The sequence below is a fragment of the Pseudoalteromonas sp. SR43-2 genome (genome assembly GCF_014163885.1).
GTDB classification, from domain to species: Bacteria; Pseudomonadota; Gammaproteobacteria; order Enterobacterales; family Alteromonadaceae; genus Pseudoalteromonas; species Pseudoalteromonas distincta.
Genome location: NZ_JACJED010000013.1, coordinates 113,426 through 130,524, shown reverse-complemented (window position 1 = coordinate 130,524; position 17,099 = coordinate 113,426). Strand labels below are relative to the sequence as shown.

Annotated in this window: 14 protein-coding genes; 7 read left to right on the top strand and 7 right to left on the bottom strand. The window is 38.0% G+C overall.

Translation table 11 applies throughout. The annotated features are described in order from the left end of the window. Positions 1 to 134: 134 nt before the first annotated feature. Positions 135 to 1,424: an alkaline phosphatase gene (locus tag H5120_RS12515; RefSeq protein WP_182674699.1), complete on the bottom strand. Its 1,290-nt coding sequence runs from the start codon at positions 1,422 to 1,424 to the stop codon at positions 135 to 137. A 411-nt stretch (positions 1,425 to 1,835) separates the two neighbouring features. On the opposite strand from H5120_RS12515, the gene H5120_RS12510 reads away from it, so the two are divergent. The 3 genes from H5120_RS12510 to rnd all read left to right on the top strand — a co-directional run bounded on the left by H5120_RS12510 (position 1,836) and on the right by rnd (position 5,637). Beyond that, positions 1,836 to 2,687, top strand: coding sequence for an alpha/beta hydrolase (locus H5120_RS12510; protein WP_182674697.1), 852 nt, complete (start codon positions 1,836 to 1,838; stop codon positions 2,685 to 2,687). 115 nt (positions 2,688 to 2,802) lie between these two features. Next, positions 2,803 to 4,455, top strand: coding sequence for a long-chain-fatty-acid--CoA ligase FadD (gene fadD / locus H5120_RS12505; protein WP_002960239.1), 1,653 nt, complete (start codon positions 2,803 to 2,805; stop codon positions 4,453 to 4,455). Between the two features lie 51 nt (positions 4,456 to 4,506). Beyond that, positions 4,507 to 5,637 (top strand): ribonuclease D, encoded by a 1,131-nt coding sequence (gene rnd / locus H5120_RS12500; RefSeq protein WP_182674695.1) that lies wholly within the window; start codon positions 4,507 to 4,509, stop codon positions 5,635 to 5,637. Positions 5,638 to 6,008: 371 nt separating this feature from the next. Here rnd and minE read toward each other — a convergent pair whose 3' ends face one another. Genes minE through minC form a run of 3 tightly spaced genes read right to left on the bottom strand, consistent with a single transcriptional unit; the run spans position 6,009 to position 7,793 of the window. Beyond that, complete coding sequence (gene minE / locus H5120_RS12495) at positions 6,009 to 6,272, bottom strand: cell division topological specificity factor MinE (protein ID WP_004334706.1); 264 nt, start codon at positions 6,270 to 6,272, stop codon at positions 6,009 to 6,011. Between the two features lies 1 nt (position 6,273). Next, the gene (gene minD, locus H5120_RS12490) at positions 6,274 to 7,083 is read right to left on the bottom strand and encodes a septum site-determining protein MinD (RefSeq protein ID WP_004334708.1); all 810 of its coding nucleotides are present in this window, start codon (positions 7,081 to 7,083) and stop codon (positions 6,274 to 6,276) included. 5 nt (positions 7,084 to 7,088) lie between these two features. Beyond that, positions 7,089 to 7,793, bottom strand: a complete 705-nt coding sequence (gene minC / locus H5120_RS12485) for a septum site-determining protein MinC (protein ID WP_182674693.1) — start codon at positions 7,791 to 7,793, stop codon at positions 7,089 to 7,091. A gap of 155 nt (positions 7,794 to 7,948) precedes the next feature. Here minC and H5120_RS12480 point away from each other — a divergent pair, with 155 nt between their 5' ends. Both H5120_RS12480 and H5120_RS12475 read left to right on the top strand, forming a co-directional pair. Next, positions 7,949 to 8,236 carry a YcgL domain-containing protein gene (locus H5120_RS12480; RefSeq protein WP_008134235.1) on the top strand — a complete coding sequence of 96 codons (288 nt, stop codon included), beginning with the start codon at positions 7,949 to 7,951 and terminating at the stop codon, positions 8,234 to 8,236. Continuing rightward, positions 8,229 to 9,245: a lytic transglycosylase domain-containing protein gene (locus H5120_RS12475; protein WP_004334714.1), complete on the top strand. Its 1,017-nt coding sequence runs from the start codon at positions 8,229 to 8,231 to the stop codon at positions 9,243 to 9,245. Before H5120_RS12480 ends, H5120_RS12475 begins: the two co-directional genes overlap by 8 nt. A gap of 40 nt (positions 9,246 to 9,285) precedes the next feature. Here the strand turns inward: H5120_RS12475 and H5120_RS12470 are convergent, their stop codons facing one another. Continuing rightward, entirely contained in the window at positions 9,286 to 9,831 is a 546-nt protein-coding gene (locus tag H5120_RS12470) for a GbsR/MarR family transcriptional regulator (protein ID WP_024596846.1), read from the bottom strand. Between the two features lie 204 nt (positions 9,832 to 10,035). Between H5120_RS12470 and adhP the strand changes: the two genes are divergently transcribed. After that, complete coding sequence (gene adhP, locus H5120_RS12465; protein WP_182674691.1) at positions 10,036 to 11,046, top strand: alcohol dehydrogenase AdhP; 1,011 nt, start codon at positions 10,036 to 10,038, stop codon at positions 11,044 to 11,046. A gap of 128 nt (positions 11,047 to 11,174) precedes the next feature. Here adhP and H5120_RS12460 read toward each other — a convergent pair whose 3' ends face one another. Both H5120_RS12460 and H5120_RS12455 read right to left on the bottom strand, forming a co-directional pair. Further along, positions 11,175 to 13,595, bottom strand: a complete 2,421-nt coding sequence (locus H5120_RS12460; protein WP_182674689.1) for a TonB-dependent siderophore receptor — start codon at positions 13,593 to 13,595, stop codon at positions 11,175 to 11,177. Between the two features lie 218 nt (positions 13,596 to 13,813). Further along, positions 13,814 to 15,091 (bottom strand): amidohydrolase family protein, encoded by a 1,278-nt coding sequence (locus tag H5120_RS12455; RefSeq protein WP_182674687.1) that lies wholly within the window; start codon positions 15,089 to 15,091, stop codon positions 13,814 to 13,816. Between the two features lie 154 nt (positions 15,092 to 15,245). Between H5120_RS12455 and H5120_RS12450 the strand changes: the two genes are divergently transcribed. Continuing rightward, a complete protein-coding gene (locus H5120_RS12450; protein ID WP_182674685.1) occupies positions 15,246 to 17,087 on the top strand; it encodes a DUF885 family protein in 1,842 nt (613 codons plus the stop codon). The last annotated feature ends 12 nt before the right edge of the window (positions 17,088 to 17,099 follow it).

Genomic DNA, 17,099 nt, shown 5'->3' with positions numbered 1-17,099 from the left:
ACAATGAATTTAGGCCGCATTTGAGTTTAGGAATGAAAACACCAAACCAAGTGCACAAAAAAAGCCAGGAGCAAAAGCTACTGGCCTTCATTTAAAACCGTCAACGTATTTTAGGACGGGACACCACGTAAAGCTTACTGTTTAATAAAGCCAATCAGCTTATCTGCTATATCAGTATTATTTTGTGAACCAATAAATTGCTCACTGCCCTTACCATAGGCAAATACCTGCACGTCTACAGCGGTATGTCCGCCTGTTGTCCAGCCAGTAAAGCTTGCATCGCTAATAATACTCTTAACAGCTAAATTAAGCGCTTTTTCACCCATTTTTTTAGCTTGCTCAAGTTTTATTTGGTTTTCAGTTGTAAATTCAATATTGGTGTTAGCAGTCCATACTGGTTTTAAATCATCAGAATCTAGTAAAAGTTGAGTTAGTTTACCAGCAGTTGCTTTAACACCTTTTACTACATCAGTTTCCCATTTGTATTGACCATGTGCGCCAAGGGTTAAACCTCCTGTAGAGTGATCTGCAGTAATGACTAAAATAGTATCTTTGTTTTTATCAACATACGCTTTTGCTTTTTCGATTGATTTAGCAAAATCATCCATCTCAGCCATTGCACAGGCTATATCGTTAGAGTGACCACACCAATCAATTTGGCTGCCCTCAATCATCACAAAAAAGCCTTCTTTGTTTTGATTATCTAATAAACCAAGTGCTTTAGACGTTAACTGAGTAAGACGAGTTGGGTTTTCATCTAATGCAAAAGGTAAGCCTTTAGGTGCGTATAAACCAATTGCAGGTATTTGTGTAATTTGCCCTAGGTTTTTAATGTCGTCGCCATATTGATAACCAGCGGCTTTAAATTCATCGACTAAATTACGGTCATCACGAATAAAGTATTTAGTACCGCCACCAAGCATTAAATCAACCGGTAATTTACCCGCAATTTTATTGTCGATGTAATCATTGGCAATATCATTATAATTATTACGTGATTCATTATGCGCCGCAAAACTTGCTGGAGTTGCGTGGTTAATTTGTGAAGTTGCTACAAGCGCTGTTGTCATACCGCGCTCTTTTGCTATTTCAAGCATGGTTTTAACTGATTTTTTGTCTGTATCTACTGCAATTGCGCCATTGTAACTTTTATGACCGCTACTAAGTGCTGTAGCACCTGCTGCGCTGTCTGTCACATAAGTATGGTCATCAGGGTAGGTACGAGCCATGCCCTTTAAAATAGTGTCAAAAACCGTGCCTTCTACTTCTTTTGTTGCAGGGTCGTCTTTAAAATAGCGATAAGCCGTGGTGTAAGCCGGACCCATGCCGTCACCAATCATATAAATTACATTTTTAGGTGCTGATTCTGCGTAAGCACCAGAAGCGGTGCATAAAAGCGCTAATAAGCTGATCTGTTTTTTCATGGTTGTGTACCTTATGAGTGTACCTTATTTAATAGCCGCTGATATTGTATACAGATAGTATGATAAATAAATGAATATCTAAGATATTTATAATTTAGGGTTATATGAATAGAATTGTAGTTAACGCTGTTAGTTCTATTTATTTAAATTATACTGGTTATAGCTTAACTACATATAATGCTATCACCTTTTAATTGTTCAAAAGGTATACAAAGCAAACATATTTAAAAAGGTCAGCTTATTTTTTTTGTAATTAAACTTATGATATTGTTTAAATTTTATTTTATATTTTTTGCTTTCTTTAGATCACCAAGATAATTAAATAGCGAATTTTGCACCATCTTCTCGGTTAGTGGTCTGACAACTTGTATGCTATAAATAATGATGCTCTAAATTAATAAAGGACTTGCCGTGCAGCCATTTAATATTGAAACCAATAACTTGAATATTCATGGCTTAAAAGTAGGTTCTGGGGATGAAATAGTAATAGCGTTGCATGGTTGGTTAGATAACTGCCACAGTTTTATACCAATGTTAAGTAAAGCTAAGCCAAAGCACACTTGGTACTGTATTGATTTTGTGGGGCATGGTTTATCATCTTGGCGAAGTGATGATGCACATTATTATTTTGTTGATTATATTGATGATGTGTACCAACTTATTAATGCGCTTGGTGTTAAAAAAGTTCATTTAGTTGGGCATTCGATGGGAGCTATGGTTGCAGGGATTTTTGCTAGTTGCTTTGGTGATTATGTAAAATCTGTTACCTTTATTGAGGGGATTGGGTGTGTTACAACTCCTAGCGAAGGCGTATGTGAACAGCTAAAAAGTGCAGTATTAAATAGAGCGCGTTTAAAAAATAAGAAGCAGAGAGTTTATAAATTGAAAGAGCTTATTTATGAAGCACGTGCTCAAACAACCGATTTGAATAGTGAGCTTATTGCTCTTTTAATGCAGCGAAATATAAAATCGGTTTTAGATGGTTATACATTAACAACTGATCCAAAGCTTAAAAATCACTCAGGTTTTAGGTTTGATGAGGCGCAATGTATTGGTGCAATAAAAGATTTAATTGCACCGTGTCAATTAATTTTAGGTAACGAAGGTTATTCGTTTGTAAAACAAAATCTGGCAAAGTATATTAGTTATTACAATAGCTTAAAGGTAATTGATGTAGATGGTGGGCACCACTGTCATATGCAAAGTAGTGAACTATGTTTTAAGCATATTCAAGACTTTATGCTGCAAAATGGTGCATGTTAATTGTAAGTTTACGTAAAATGTGGGATTATTCCTCCATTAGAGTATTTGCTCAATTGTTAAAGCGCCTTACTTAGATTAAGGTTAATAAAAATATAATTATAAACAGGGGCTAAGAGTGGAAAAAATCTGGCTTAAGCGCTACCCAGAGGGTATGCCTGAAACAATCGATCCTGAGCATTACAACTCGTTACTCGAAGTGTTCGAAAAAAGTTTTACTGACTACACCGATTTACCTGCATTTACTAATATGGGTAAAACGCTGTCTTATAGCGAAATAGATACAGCAACAAAAAAAGTTGCTTCCTACATTCAAAATGATTTAGGTCTTAAAAAAGGCGACAAAGTTGCCGTAATGATGCCTAACTTACTACAAACGCCAGTCACCATTTTAGGTATTTTACGTGCAGGTTGTGTGGTTGTAAATGTTAACCCACTTTACACTGTGCGTGAATTAGAGCATCAGCTAAAGGATTCTGACACTACCGCTATTTTCATTTTAGCAAACTTTGCTGACACACTTGAAAAGTCACTTGCACACACTGATGTTAAACACATTGTAGTAACGCAAGTAGGCGACATGGTTGGTGGGCTTAAAAAGCACATAGTTAACTTTGTTGTGAAGCACATTAAAAAAATGGTGCCAAAGTTCAACTTACCAAACACAATTAACTTTTCAGACGTTTTAGCTGCAGACGAAACTAAATATACACGTCCTGAAATGAGCTTGTCCGATCTTGCTTTTTTACAGTACACCGGTGGCACAACAGGTGTATCAAAAGGGGCAATGCTGAGCCATGGCAATATGGTTGGTAACCTTGAGCAAGTTTCAGGCTGTTTAGACAAAGTGTTAAATCGTGGTACAGAAGTTGTTGTTACCGCTTTACCGCTTTATCATATATTTGCTTTAACAGCTAACTGCCTGACGTTTATGAAGTACGGTGGTTTAAATATATTAATCACAAATCCACGAGATATGCCTGGGTTTGTTAAAGAGCTAGGTCAGCATAAATTTACAGCTATTACTGGTGTTAATACGTTATTTAACGGTTTATTAAACACACCAGGTTTTGCTGAACTTGATTTCAGTCATTTAAAAATGTCACTTGGTGGCGGTATGGCCGTGCAACGTCCTGTTGCTGAAAAGTGGCAAAAAGTGACTGGCTCAAAATTAATGGAAGGCTATGGCCTTACAGAATGTTCTCCATTAGTAACTATTAGTCCTTATGATTTAGAAGCATATAATGGCTCTATTGGTTTGCCTGCGCCTAATACTGAGATTAAGCTAATACTTGATAACGGTGAAGAAGCCGCTAAAGGTGAGCCAGGTGAAATGTGTGTGAAAGGCCCGCAGGTTATGGTGGGCTATTACAAGCGACCAGATGCAACAGCTGAATGTTTAAAAGATGGCTGGTTTGCAACAGGTGATATTGCAACTTATGACGATGAAGGTTTCTTCTTTATTGTAGATCGCAAAAAAGACATGATCATTGTATCTGGCTTTAATGTTTTCCCTAATGAGATAGAAGAGGTAGTGGCTATGCACGAAGGTGTGCTTGAAGTTGCTGCTATTGGTATTCCTCACGATGTAAGTGGTGAACAAGTTAAAGTTTTTGTTGTTAAAAAAGACCCTTCTTTAACTGAAAAAGATATAATAAGTCACTGTCGTGATAATTTAACTAATTACAAGGTCCCAAAACTGGTAGAGTTTAGGGATGAGTTACCTAAAACTAACGTAGGTAAAATACTCCGAAGAGCCTTGAAAGATTAGCAACCTATAAAAAAGCCGACATATGTCGGCTTTTTTATTGTAGGAGATTAAGTGCAATACCAATTGATCGAAACCCAAAATCAACTGAACACTTTTGTTGAACAAATAAAAAATAAGCCTATTTTAGCTATTGATACTGAGTTTATGCGTCGTCGCACTTTGTATCCAGAAGTTGCACTTATCCAAGTTTTTGATGGTGAGCATTTAGCGCTTATCGATCCGTTAGCTGAGCTCTCATTATTCGATTTTTGGGAAATACTAAAAGATCCTAGTGTTTTAAAAGTACTGCATTCTCCTTCAGAAGATATTGAGGTTTTTCAAAAATACGCAGGCTTTGTTCCATCCCCACTTTTTGATACACAATTTGCGTTGCAGCTACTTGGGGAAGGTAACTGTATGGGCTTTGCCCTTATGGTAAAAGAGTTGCAAGGTATTGAAATAGATAAAAGTGAGTCACGCACCAATTGGCTGCAACGTCCGTTAACTAAAAAACAATTAGATTATGCTGCTGCAGATACTTTTTACTTATTGCCGTGTTTCGAGCTGATTATAGAGCGTATTAATGCCGCTGGGTTCTTTGACATTGTAATAAACGAGAGTGAGCTGATAGCTAAAAAACGTGCATTTCAAACACCAGACGAGCTTTTATATAAAGATATTAAAAATGCATGGCAACTCAAACCGCACGAACTCGCGGTTTTAAAAGAACTTGCTGTATGGCGCAGAAACAAAGCCATTAAGAAAAATTTAGCGCTAAATTTTGTGTTAAAAGAACATAACATGACTGAAATTGCCAAACGTGGTCCTTCAAGTTTAAATGCTCTACGCCAAATTCCAGGAGTTGAAGCTATTGAAGTTAATCGCTCTGGTATAGATATAATCAAGTGTATTGAAGTTGCCAAAGCAATACCAGATGCTGAGCATCCTGATGTACTTAAGCGCTTAATTGATTTTCCTACCTATAAAAAAGTAGCCAAAGATATTAAACAAAAGATCACTAAAGTCGCTAAAGAGCACAATATACCAGAAGACGTTATGGCCTCTAAAAAGCAAATTAATCAATTGATTAGTTGGAATTGGAAGTTAACTAATGAGCAAAAACAAAGTCATATAAAACCTGATTTATTAAGCTCTTGGCGTTATACCTATGTTAAAGACGCTTTAAAAGAATGGGACACTTAAGACTAGATATTTTTTTTACTGTGTAATACTTATACCAATCCGCAATAATACTTAATCATTTTGCGGCGCTAAACGTGTCGTTACCTGTGTTAAAAAAATCTCATTTACGACTGCATGGATGCAGAAGGTAGAGCAATGCAGGAGCAATTGCCGAGAACAACTAAATAGCGATTTTTTTGCCTAGCTATCAACACGTTTTTCCATCCTCAAAATAGATCACTTAATTAAGCGAATTGGTATTATCTATAGTTTTTGTGTTACATAGTGAAAAAGTTTTAGTTGCATGCAAGGGATTAAAACGTAGATATTTATAAAGTTATTACAAAGTAAAAGAAAATAAAGAGGGCGCTTATAAAGCGCCCTTTCTTCAATTACTTCTTTTCTTCATCAGGTAGTGTAACGTTTAGCTCAAGTACGGCTAAATCGTCTTCGTTTTGATCAAACTGAACCTGAACTGCATCGGTACTTACGTTCACGTATTTACGGATCACATCTAAAATATCTTGTTTTAATTGTGGTAAGTAATCCGGCGTTCCTCGTTGAGAACGCTCGTGCGCGACAATGATCTGCAATCGCTCTTTTGCTAGTGACGCACTGTTTTTCTTTTCTGAGCGGAAGTAGTCAAGTAAAGACACGTTAACCTCCAAAAATCCGTTTAAATAAGCCTTTTTTCTCAACGTCTAAGAAGCGAAAATCGACGGTTTCACCTAGTAAGCGGTTAATTGCATCAGAATAAGCTTGGCCTGCATCAGATTCTGTATCCAATATAACAGGTTGGCCTGAGTTTGAAGCACTTAATACCGCTTGCGATTCAGGAATAACCCCTAATAATGGGATTGACAGAATATCTTGCACATCTTCTACCGATAGCATTTCACCTTTTTCAACACGACCAGGGTTATAGCGTGTTAATAGTAAGTGTTCTTTAATATTTTCTAGGCCTTCTTCAGCACGTTTTGATTTGCTGTGTAAAATACCTAAAATACGATCTGAATCTCGAACTGACGACACTTCTGGGTTTGTTGTAACAATTGCTTCATCAGCAAAGTACATCGCCATCATAGCGCCAGCTTCAATACCTGCTGGTGAATCACATACTATGTAATCAAAGTCTTCTTTTAGTTCATTTAGTACGCGTTCAACACCTTCACGTGTTAAAGCATCTTTATCACGTGTTTGTGAAGCAGGTAGTAAAAATAATTTATCTACACGTTTATCTTTAATAAGCGCTTGGTTAAGGTTTGCCTCACCATTAATTACATTTACAAAGTCATAAACAACGCGGCGTTCACAACCCATAATTAAATCTAAGTTACGTAATCCAATATCAAAGTCGATAATAACTGTTTTATAGCCTTTTAACGCTAAGCCTGTGCCAATTGCAGCACTTGATGTTGTTTTACCAACACCGCCTTTACCTGAGGTAACGACAATTACTTTTGCCATGAGATTTATCCTTTAACCAAAGCTGAAATTTCTAATGATTCGTCTTTTTGTTGTATTTGCACTGCATTTCCCCAATGTTCACCTTGTAGCGAATCACTGATCCAGTAATTACCATCTATTGAAACCAGCTCGGCTTCAAGTTTTTGGCAAAAAATGTGTGCTTCTTTAAAACCTTTTGCGCCAGCAATAGCGCGACCGCGTAGCGTGCCATAAATATGCACATTCCCATCGGCAATGACTTCCGCACCATGGCTAACTGCGCCAAGTACTATCAAATCTCTATCTTTTGCATAAACTTGTTGTCCAGAGCGAACTGTACCGCTGATAATTTGCGCTGGTAAATGCACCGTTTTTTCTACAATCGATGTATTGGGCTCTTGTTTAACAGGTTCGCTCTTAACGTCTTGTGAATAATTTAAAACAGATAAGCCAGCAGCCTTTGCTTGAGTATGTTGCTCTTCTGAGCCATTACACACTCCAACCGCATTAAAACTCATTCGCTCGATTAATGATTTTAAGTGAACAAAATCAAGTGAACTGTTTTTAATTTCTATTAAATTAACGACAATAGGCGCACCCTCAAAAAACTTAGGGGCCTGGGCTATTTTTACATACAGTTGTTCTGCTAAAAGGTTTATATCAGTACTATAAAGATGCAAAACTGATAACGTAAAAAGATTCCCTTTTAACTCAAAAATTTGGTCCGACATACACGCTCAATTGATTTGTCTGATTAGAAATTAATTTTAGATAAACGTAGGCTGAATAGGGCCTTTATTGAAATTTCTAATCTAATTTTTCTAACTTATTATTACTCTCATGTTATAGTGTGCGGCATTGTTAAGCAAGAATTTATAGGGCCATAATGCTCACTGCAGTATATAAAAGTAAGAAAAAAGCGGATACGTTCTTATTTGTTGAAAAAAGAGATGATTTTAGTAAAGTTCCGGAACCTTTGATGACTATGTTTGGTCAACCTGTTTATGTGATGATCATTAATTTAGCAAAACGTGAGCATTTAGGTGGGGCAGATTTAGAAACTGTAAAAGCAGCGTTATCAAATCCTGATAAAGGCTACTACTTACAAATTCCACCACCTGAGCAAAATTTGCTAAGCCAATTACGAAAAGACAATGGAGTTGATAGTGATTAAAAAACTTATCGTTATATTATGTGGTGTATGTTTAAGCTCACCTGTTATGGCAAAAACTCAGGCTGAATTTCAAGATTATTTAGCGAATTTAAAGCAAGAAGCTATCGCAAAAGGTTACGAAGCCAAACTTATTGATGATGCGTTTGCAACAGCAACGTATAAAGAAAAAGTGGTTTCGGCTGACAAAAACCAGCCAGAAGTAAAAGAAACCCTTGAAACGTATTTACCAAAACGTGTACCACAATGGAAAATTGACCGCGCACGTAAGCTTTACGCAGAAAACAAAGAGGTACTTGAAAAAGTAGCGAAAGAGTTTGGCGTACAAGCACGCTTTATAGTCGCGCTTTGGGGGCTTGAAAGTAACTTTGGTACAATTCAAGGCGGTCATAACGTTATCTCATCATTAGTGACACTTGCTTTTGATGGACGCCGAGAAGCACTTTATAAGCGCCAACTTTGGGCTGCACTGGATATTTTAAAGTCGGGCCACATAACGCTTGATAAATTTAAAGGCTCTTGGGCAGGCGCAATGGGGCAAACGCAATTTATGCCTACCTCTTTTAATGCTTACGCGGTCGATTACAATAACGATGGTCGTAAAGATATTTGGACTACAAAAGAAGATGCTTTTGCCTCAATTGCTAATTATCTAAAGCAAGAAGGGTGGAACGACTCTCTTACGTGGGGTCGCCAAGTTCAGTTACCTGAAAACTTTGATAGTAAATACGTTTTAGTGCGTGGTACAAAAACTCGCAAGCAGTGGTTAGAATATTGGAATGACTCAGAGCGCTCATTAGCTGATTGGCAAGCACTGGGTGTACGTAAAGCTGATGGCTCTGATTTACCTAATGTAGACGTACGTGCTGCGCTGGTTATGCCTGATGATATAAATGGCCGTATGTACTTAGCGTACGATAACTACAAAGTGTTTATGCACTGGAATCGCTCGTATTACTTTGCTACTAGCGTAGGTTACTTGTCGGATAGAATTGGTTATCCAAAAATCTAATTTTTAAAATATACCTATAAATAAAGCCGCAATTGCGGCTTTATTCTTTTTTGAATATCTTTTCTTTTAGGTCAATAACTTTACCAATTCCAGAACCTAGCTTCATTAGCTTATTAAGTTGCTCTGGCGTTAAACGCTGTAGTTCTGATGACCATTTAGTGACGGTTTCAAGTAGGTTGTGAATCTCACCCATTTGTTTTTGTGCGTAAAGTTCATCGTCGTTACTGGCTTCGTCTAATAAGTTATCGCGTAGTAGCGTTAAGGTGGGCTCAATTTCGCGCTTTTTACGTTCTTCAAATACGCGATTTGCCATATCCCAAATATCGCCAGCAGGGGCGTAGTACTCTTTACGATCGCCAGGAATATGCTGTACTTTAATTAACTGCCACGATTGCAGCTCTTTAATGCCCATACTTACATTACCGCGAGAAATACTAAGCGCATCTGCAATCTCATTAGCTGTCATTGGGTTTTTAGTAATAATCAGCAAACCACACATTTGTCCGATCGTACGATTGAATCCCCAGCGGCTGCCCATCTCACCACAATGCATTACAAAGGCAAAATTCTTTTCGGATAAACTCATAGCTTAGTAACTTTCAGTAATTTCAGAAAGTAAATGCTAGCACGCTCATTATGGATAGCAAGTTCTTAGCAAGCTTATAAGTTAATTTAAATGACTAAAATATGATTTAGATTAATATTTATACATCTATATTGAGATATGTTGTACACAACAATACGTAGATAAATCCTTATTTTAATTTTTTTCACATACGATGGAATGACTATGAAAGCTGCAATTAATACTCAATACAAAGGTAAATTAGAAATAACAGACTTACCAATTCCTGAGGTGGGAATAAACGATGTTTTAGTAAAAATAGCGGCCTGTGGCGTTTGCCATACCGATTTACATGCCTGTCATGGGGATTGGCCAGTAAAACCAAAAATGCCATTAGTACCAGGGCACGAAGGTGTCGGCGTTATCGAAAAAGTCGGAAGCAATATAAAACACTTAGAAGTTGGCGACAGAGTCGGTATTCCTTGGCTCTATAGTGCATGTGGGCACTGTGAGTTTTGCCTAGATGGTAAAGAAACACTGTGTTTATCGCAGCACAATACTGGCTATTCTATTGACGGTAGTTATGCAGAATATTGTTTAGCGCATGGCGACTACGTTGTAAAAATACCAGAAGAACTCGGTTTTTCTGAGGCTGCTCCATTATTTTGTGCAGGTGTTACAACCTATAAAGCATTAAAAGTATCCGGTGCTAAACCAGGGCAGTGGGTTGCTATTGTTGGTGTGGGCGGGCTTGGTCATTTAGCAGTACAGTACGCTAAAGCAATGGGTTTTAATGTAATAGCTGTTGATACAGGCAAAGAAAAACTCGCGCTTGCTAAAGAGCTAGGCGCAGATATCACCCTCGATTTTAAAGAGGTGGTTCCAAGCGAAGCTATTTTTGAACAAGTCGGTGGCGCGCATGGTGTTGTTTGTACTGCGGTGTCTAAAGCGGGGTTTGAACAAACCTATAAAAGTGTACGCCGTGGCGGTAAATGTGTATTAGTGGGATTACCTCCAGAGGATATGCCTCTTCCTATTTTTGATACTGTGCTTAATGGCGTGTCAGTAGTGGGCTCTATTGTTGGTACGCGTAAAGATTTGCAAGAATGCTTGGAATTTGCCGCTCAAGGTAAAGTTAAAGCGATTATTGAAGAAAAACGCTTAGAGGACATTAACGAAATTTTTGATGATATGCTCAAAGGTGAAATTAACGGTCGCATAGTGGTTACTATTTAATTTAGATTAAGCGTTTATAAAACACAAAAAAGCACGGCTTCTAAATTAGAAAACCGTGCTTTTTAAGTATTTAACTAACCTGAGGTTTACTTGAGATAGATTTATTATCCAAAGTTCAGGTTAACTAGTTAAAGAGTGTAACTAAAACTTAGTTTTGCATTACGCTCTTCCCCTGGCATACCACCTAAAAACATCGCTTTTGAATAATACTTTTTGTTGAACAAATTATTTAAGTTTAACTGCATATGCCATTTATCAGTTGTATACGATACAGCTGTATCGTAAGTCGTATAACTTGGTACATAACCATCAGGAATCGAGAATGAACTTGAATTAGTGCTTCTGTTATCTACAAATGTAATACCACCACTTATATTTACAGCTTCAGGTAAGTTAAACATATCTGCGTAGTAGGTTACCCACGTACTTGCTGTTACGTAAGGCACACCTTTTTGGCGTGTGTCGTAACTACTGCTGTTAGGATTACTTTTGTCACGTGCATCTTGATAAATACCATTTACGTTTACTTTCCATTTATCGTTCAAGTAAGCATTTAAATCAAGCTCAACACCTTTTGTTTGCTCTTTACCATCATAATAGCTTTCAGGTACATCTGAGCTTGATGTTAATGCGTCATAAAGTGGATTTGCATATTCTAAATTAGTACGAGAGCTTTCAAATATAACAACAGATGCGAGTAGTTGGTCATCAAATGCTTTAAATCTAAAGCCTAGGTCGTTACTTATAGACTCTGAATCTTCTCGGTCAGCTTCATTACCTGCCACTGAGCCTAATACACTATAGGCTGTACGGCCTTTTGAATGATTTACAAATACAGATAAATCTTCAGATGGCTGATACGTTGTACCAAGGTTATATGTTAAGCCAGAATCTGATGTACTCGCTTCAGGAGTTGGCTCTGCACGGCTAGAGCTGTAACGCTCATCAACACCAAAGTGCTCATAAGTTTGCTCAATTCGGTTATACGCCACACCAATACGCGTTGTAAGTTCTTCAGTTATGTAGCCTACATGTTGAATACCTAAGCCCCATGCTTGTACTTTTTTATTGTAGTCACTTGTTTTAAGCGGATCGTAATTTTCAAAGTTACCGGTTGGCCAATTTGGTTCTCTTATATCGTAAATATACGGTAAAGAACCTTGGTACGTTACATCACCATCATTGTTTGTGAGTACGTAATCCTGATCCCATATTGAGAATTGTTTAAAACGAATATCTCTATCTTCGTAGTTGGCGTTAACAAGCAATTCGTTATCTACGTCCCCTAACATAAAGTCATAACGTAAATCTAAAAAGTACTGCCACGATTTTTCATCGGCTTCTACTTGGCGGTATTCTTGGCGGCGTGCTGCATACGGGTAAAGTACACCGTCTTCAACTAATGGAGCACGAGGGTCATTATTAATAATGCCACTGCGCGTTGAATAGACGTAGTTATATGCACCTGTTTGGCGCGCAAAACTTGATGTGTAGTTACGGTACTGTAGCTGCTGGTTTAAAAACAAATCGTCAGTAATGTAGTAGTTATGCGTTAATTTAAAACGCAGCTCTTCACCTTCGTTGGCATCAGCCATTGGTGAAATAATACCATTTGTGCCAAAGCTATAAGGTGTTAAGCCATCAGATGCAGATAATGAATTAGCAAGTTGGTCGCGTTGTGCATCACTTAACTGTACGCCGCTTCCTGTTGGATCGTTTACTAAATCGGCACCGGTTACTTCACCTGCGCTTAAACCCTTTGCAGTTTCTGCGTTGTAAATACGAATAGGGTGACCAATAGAATCAACCGCTATTTCATCTTTTATATATGCCGCAGAAAGCATGATGTTTTGTCTGTCATTAAGCACGTATTTAAGTGAGGTATAAATTTCGTCGCGATCTTCTTTTAAATCACGAAAGCCGTCACTTGACGCTGTTTTAGCCATTACACGGTAAGCTAAATCATCTGTTATAGCGTTAGTGCTATCAAACGATAATGAATAGCTATCCCACTGGCCAAGCTCAGCCGATACTTTGTGTTTTTCTTCAAACTCTGGTTTTTTTTCAATTAGGTTAATTACGCCACCTGCACTACCAATGCCATATAAACCTGTTGCTGGGCCTTTTAAAACCTCAACAGATTCAACATTTGTAAGTGAACGAGTTGGGTTAAATGTATTACCCAGGCCTGCACCACCATACATACCATCGTAGGTGTAGTTTGCATCTAAACCACGAATTACTAAGTTATCACCAATACCGTAATTATTACCTGCTTGTGTTAAGCCACTTACGTTTCTAACTAAATCTTGTAAGCTGTCTACACCTTGAGATTCAATCAGTTCTCGGTCAATAATTACAACCGGTGCAGGTGTTTCCATTAAAGACATGTCTGATTTAGTAGCAAGACCAGAGCTCATCACCACACGGTTTTGCTTTTCGTATACGCTGATGCGTTCAATATCAGCATCAACTTGTGTATTTTGGGCAAATCCCACATTTGCATTTAAACAAGCAAGAGTAATAAGAGAGTACTTAAACGTTTTCATAGAGTGATAACTATTCGCGTTATTGAATTTTCGCGAATGATAATGGTTATTGTTTTTAAAGTGAATAGAAAGTTCATTTTATTTGATTAAATAAAACTGTTCGGATAATTAATAGACAAAAGCGAGTCTAATAGGGGGGCGGTGACCCTTTTATGGCATATTCAATATAGGTGAGAGTTTTATTAAGGCTGAGTAAACTCAGCCTTAATAGCGTGTATTTACAACTGGTTTTTATAAACAACACCTGCTTTCATTACAAAAGGTACTGCCTCTAAGGTTTTAATACTTTTAAGAGGATTTGCTTTTACCGCAATTATATCAGCTGCAAATCCGGTTTTAATTTGTCCTAACTGAGTATCCATTTTTAATAACTTAGCGCTATTAATAGTTGATGCTTGAATGGCTTGTAGTTCTGTCATGCCAAATTCAACCATGCGGCTAAACTGTTTTGCATTATCTCCGTGCGGGTAAATTGCTGCATCGGTACCGAACACCATTTTAACACCCGCTTTTACGGCACGGCTAAAGCTATCACGTTGCCTTTTAGAAACTTGGCGCTCTTTATTTAGGTTTTCTTCGTCTACGCCGTTTTGCTCGCCATAAGTGAGCGTATATTCGGTATTATAAATATCCATAGAAAGCCAAGTACCATGCTCTTTGGCAAGTGCTATCGCTTCGTCATCTAAAAAGCTGGCGTGCTCTACGCTATCAACACCTGCTTTAATGGCCGTTTTAATCCCGCTTGTGCCGTGTGCATGGGCAGCTACTGGTAAATCTCGCATATGGGCTTCATCAACAATGGCTTTCATTTCTTCAAAAGAATACTGCTGTGCACCTACTTTAGTCCCTTTTGAAAATACTCCACCTGTGGCGCAAAACTTAATAGCGTTTGCCCCGTATTTAATGTTTTCGCGTACTTTTATACGCGCAGCCCATGGACCGTCTGCAACGCCACTTGAAGTATATTTAAGCTCAGGAGGTAATCGGTTGTTATCACAGTGCCCGCCAGTAATTCCGAGTGATGGGCCTGCAGCCCAAATACGAGGGCCAACTATGTCACCTGCATTTATGCCGTCACGCACGGCTATGACGCTGTAACCTTCTGCGCCAACATTACGTACTGTTGTAAATCCAGCTTCTAAGGTTTTTTTAGCAAAATGAGCCGCTTTAATCGCCACTCTAGGAACTGACTGGCCTAAACGTTCACTGCGCGGCACCGTAGGGTCGCTCGTTAAATGCACATGCATATCCATTAAACCTGGCATAAGGGTTAAATCAGGTAGTTGAATATGTTTATCACCTTTAGACAGCGTTGGTTTTTTATTTTGTTCAATGTTTGTAATTACGCCATCATCAATAGTAATTAAGGGAGATTTAATGAGCTTGCCATCTTTAACATCAACCATGGCTTTAGCTGATAGGTATGTAACTGCATGGGTATTAAAAGCGGTTAAGCAAAGTAAGGCAATAGAGGTGCTGAGTAGTTGTTTTTTCATTTTATTTTTCTTTTAAATCATATTTGAATTAATAGAAATGTAACAAGTTCAGATAAAAGTGCAAATTTAATACGATGAATGCAATCTATCGTAATTTCTTTATTAAGCACGGTTTAATGAGCATAATTAAAAAACGATATTAAAAAGGATTATCATGAAATCAATTAAATTAGCATTAGTTGCCAGTGGCGTTATGTTTGCTTTAAGTGGCTGTATGAATACTGAGCTTAGTACACAGACTAATACCAGTACACAGTTAAACACAGTTAACGCATCAGCAGGTATTGTTTCAGAGCTTTCAGCAGAGCAACAACTCGATGTACTTGTTGCACAGTATTACGATGAATCGCTCACATATAGCCCCATCAGCGCAACGTACAATGGTCGTAATGAGTTTAACGATCAATTCACGCCTGTGATTTCAAAAGAAAATAGAGCAAAAAAAGCCGCTTTTTATAAAAAATATCAACAGCGATTAAACTTTATAGATAAAGCACAGTTAATAGGGCAATCGCTTTTAAGTTTTGAAATATTAGAGCGTGACCTTGCACTTAAATTAGAAGGCATGCAGTTTCCTGATTATTTACTACCAATAAATCAAATGGCGGGTGCGCATAACACCTTTGCAGGTTTTGGTTCAGGTCAAAGTGCTCAGCCGTTTAATACCGTTGAAGATTACACCGCTTTTATCTCGCGTAGCGAAGGTTTTGTAAAGTGGCTTGCCAGTGTAGAGCGTTCAATGGCGCAAGGCATTAAACTAGGTATTACGTTACCAAAACCACTTGCTGAAAAATTACAGCCACAATTTGCAGCTCATGTAGTTAAAAATGCCGAGGATTCACTATTTTGGGGACCAATTAAAAAATTACCAGAATCGTTTAGCGCACAGCAAAAGCAAAAAATTACAGCGCAGTATCGTCAATTGATTATGCAGCACTTAGTACCGGCTTATAAAAGCATGAGCGACTTTTTAGCTAATCAGTATATTCCTAATAGTCGAGAAAGCGTAGGTTACAGTGACTTACCAAACGGTAAAGCGTGGTACGAATACCAAATTAAGAAAAACACAACGCTTAGCTTATCTGCAGACGAAATTCATGACATTGGTTTAAGTGAAGTGTCGCGCATTTTAAGCGAAATGAAAAAAGTAAAAGAAACCGTAGGCTTTAAAGGTGAGTTATCAGAATTTTTTGATCATTTACGTGATTCAGATGAATTTTACTACGACACGCCTGAGGAGTTAATTGCGGCATATGAAAACGTTAAGAAAAAAATAGATGCGCGTTTGCCTCTACTTTTTAACATAGCCCCCAAAGCACCTTACGTTGTAAAAGCAGTTGAAGCATACAGAGCGCAGTCGGCAGCAGGTGCATCCTATGCATCTCCGGCACCTGATGGCTCCCGCCCTGGTATTTTTTATATCAATGCTTATAACTTAAAAGCGCAGCCTAAATTTTTACTCGAAACTTTATCGATTCACGAAGCAGCCCCGGGCCATCACTTTCAAATAGCACTTCAGCAAGAAATAGAGGGCTTACCTGATTTTCGTAAATTTGGTGGTTATACCGTGTTTGCAGAAGGTTGGGCGCTTTACGCAGAAAGCTTAGGTAAAGAGCTAGGCTTATTTACCGACCCTTATATGTGGTATGGACGTTTATCGGATGAGCAATTACGCGCAATGCGTTTAGTGCTTGATACTGGTTTTCATGCAAAAGGGTGGACGCGTCAACAAGGTATAGATTACATGCTTGCAAATTCGTCTATGGCAAAGAGCGATGTAATTGCTGAAGTAGAGCGATATATTGCATGGCCAGGACAAGCGCTTTCTTACAAGTTAGGGCAATTTAAAATTCAAGAATTACGTGATTTTTCTAAAAAAGAACTCGGCAATAAATTTGATATTAAAGCGTTTCACACGCAAATATTAATTGATGGCGCATTGCCAATGCCAATCCTTGAGAAAAAAATTAAGCGTTGGGTTAAATCTCAAAGCTAATTTGTAGCGCAA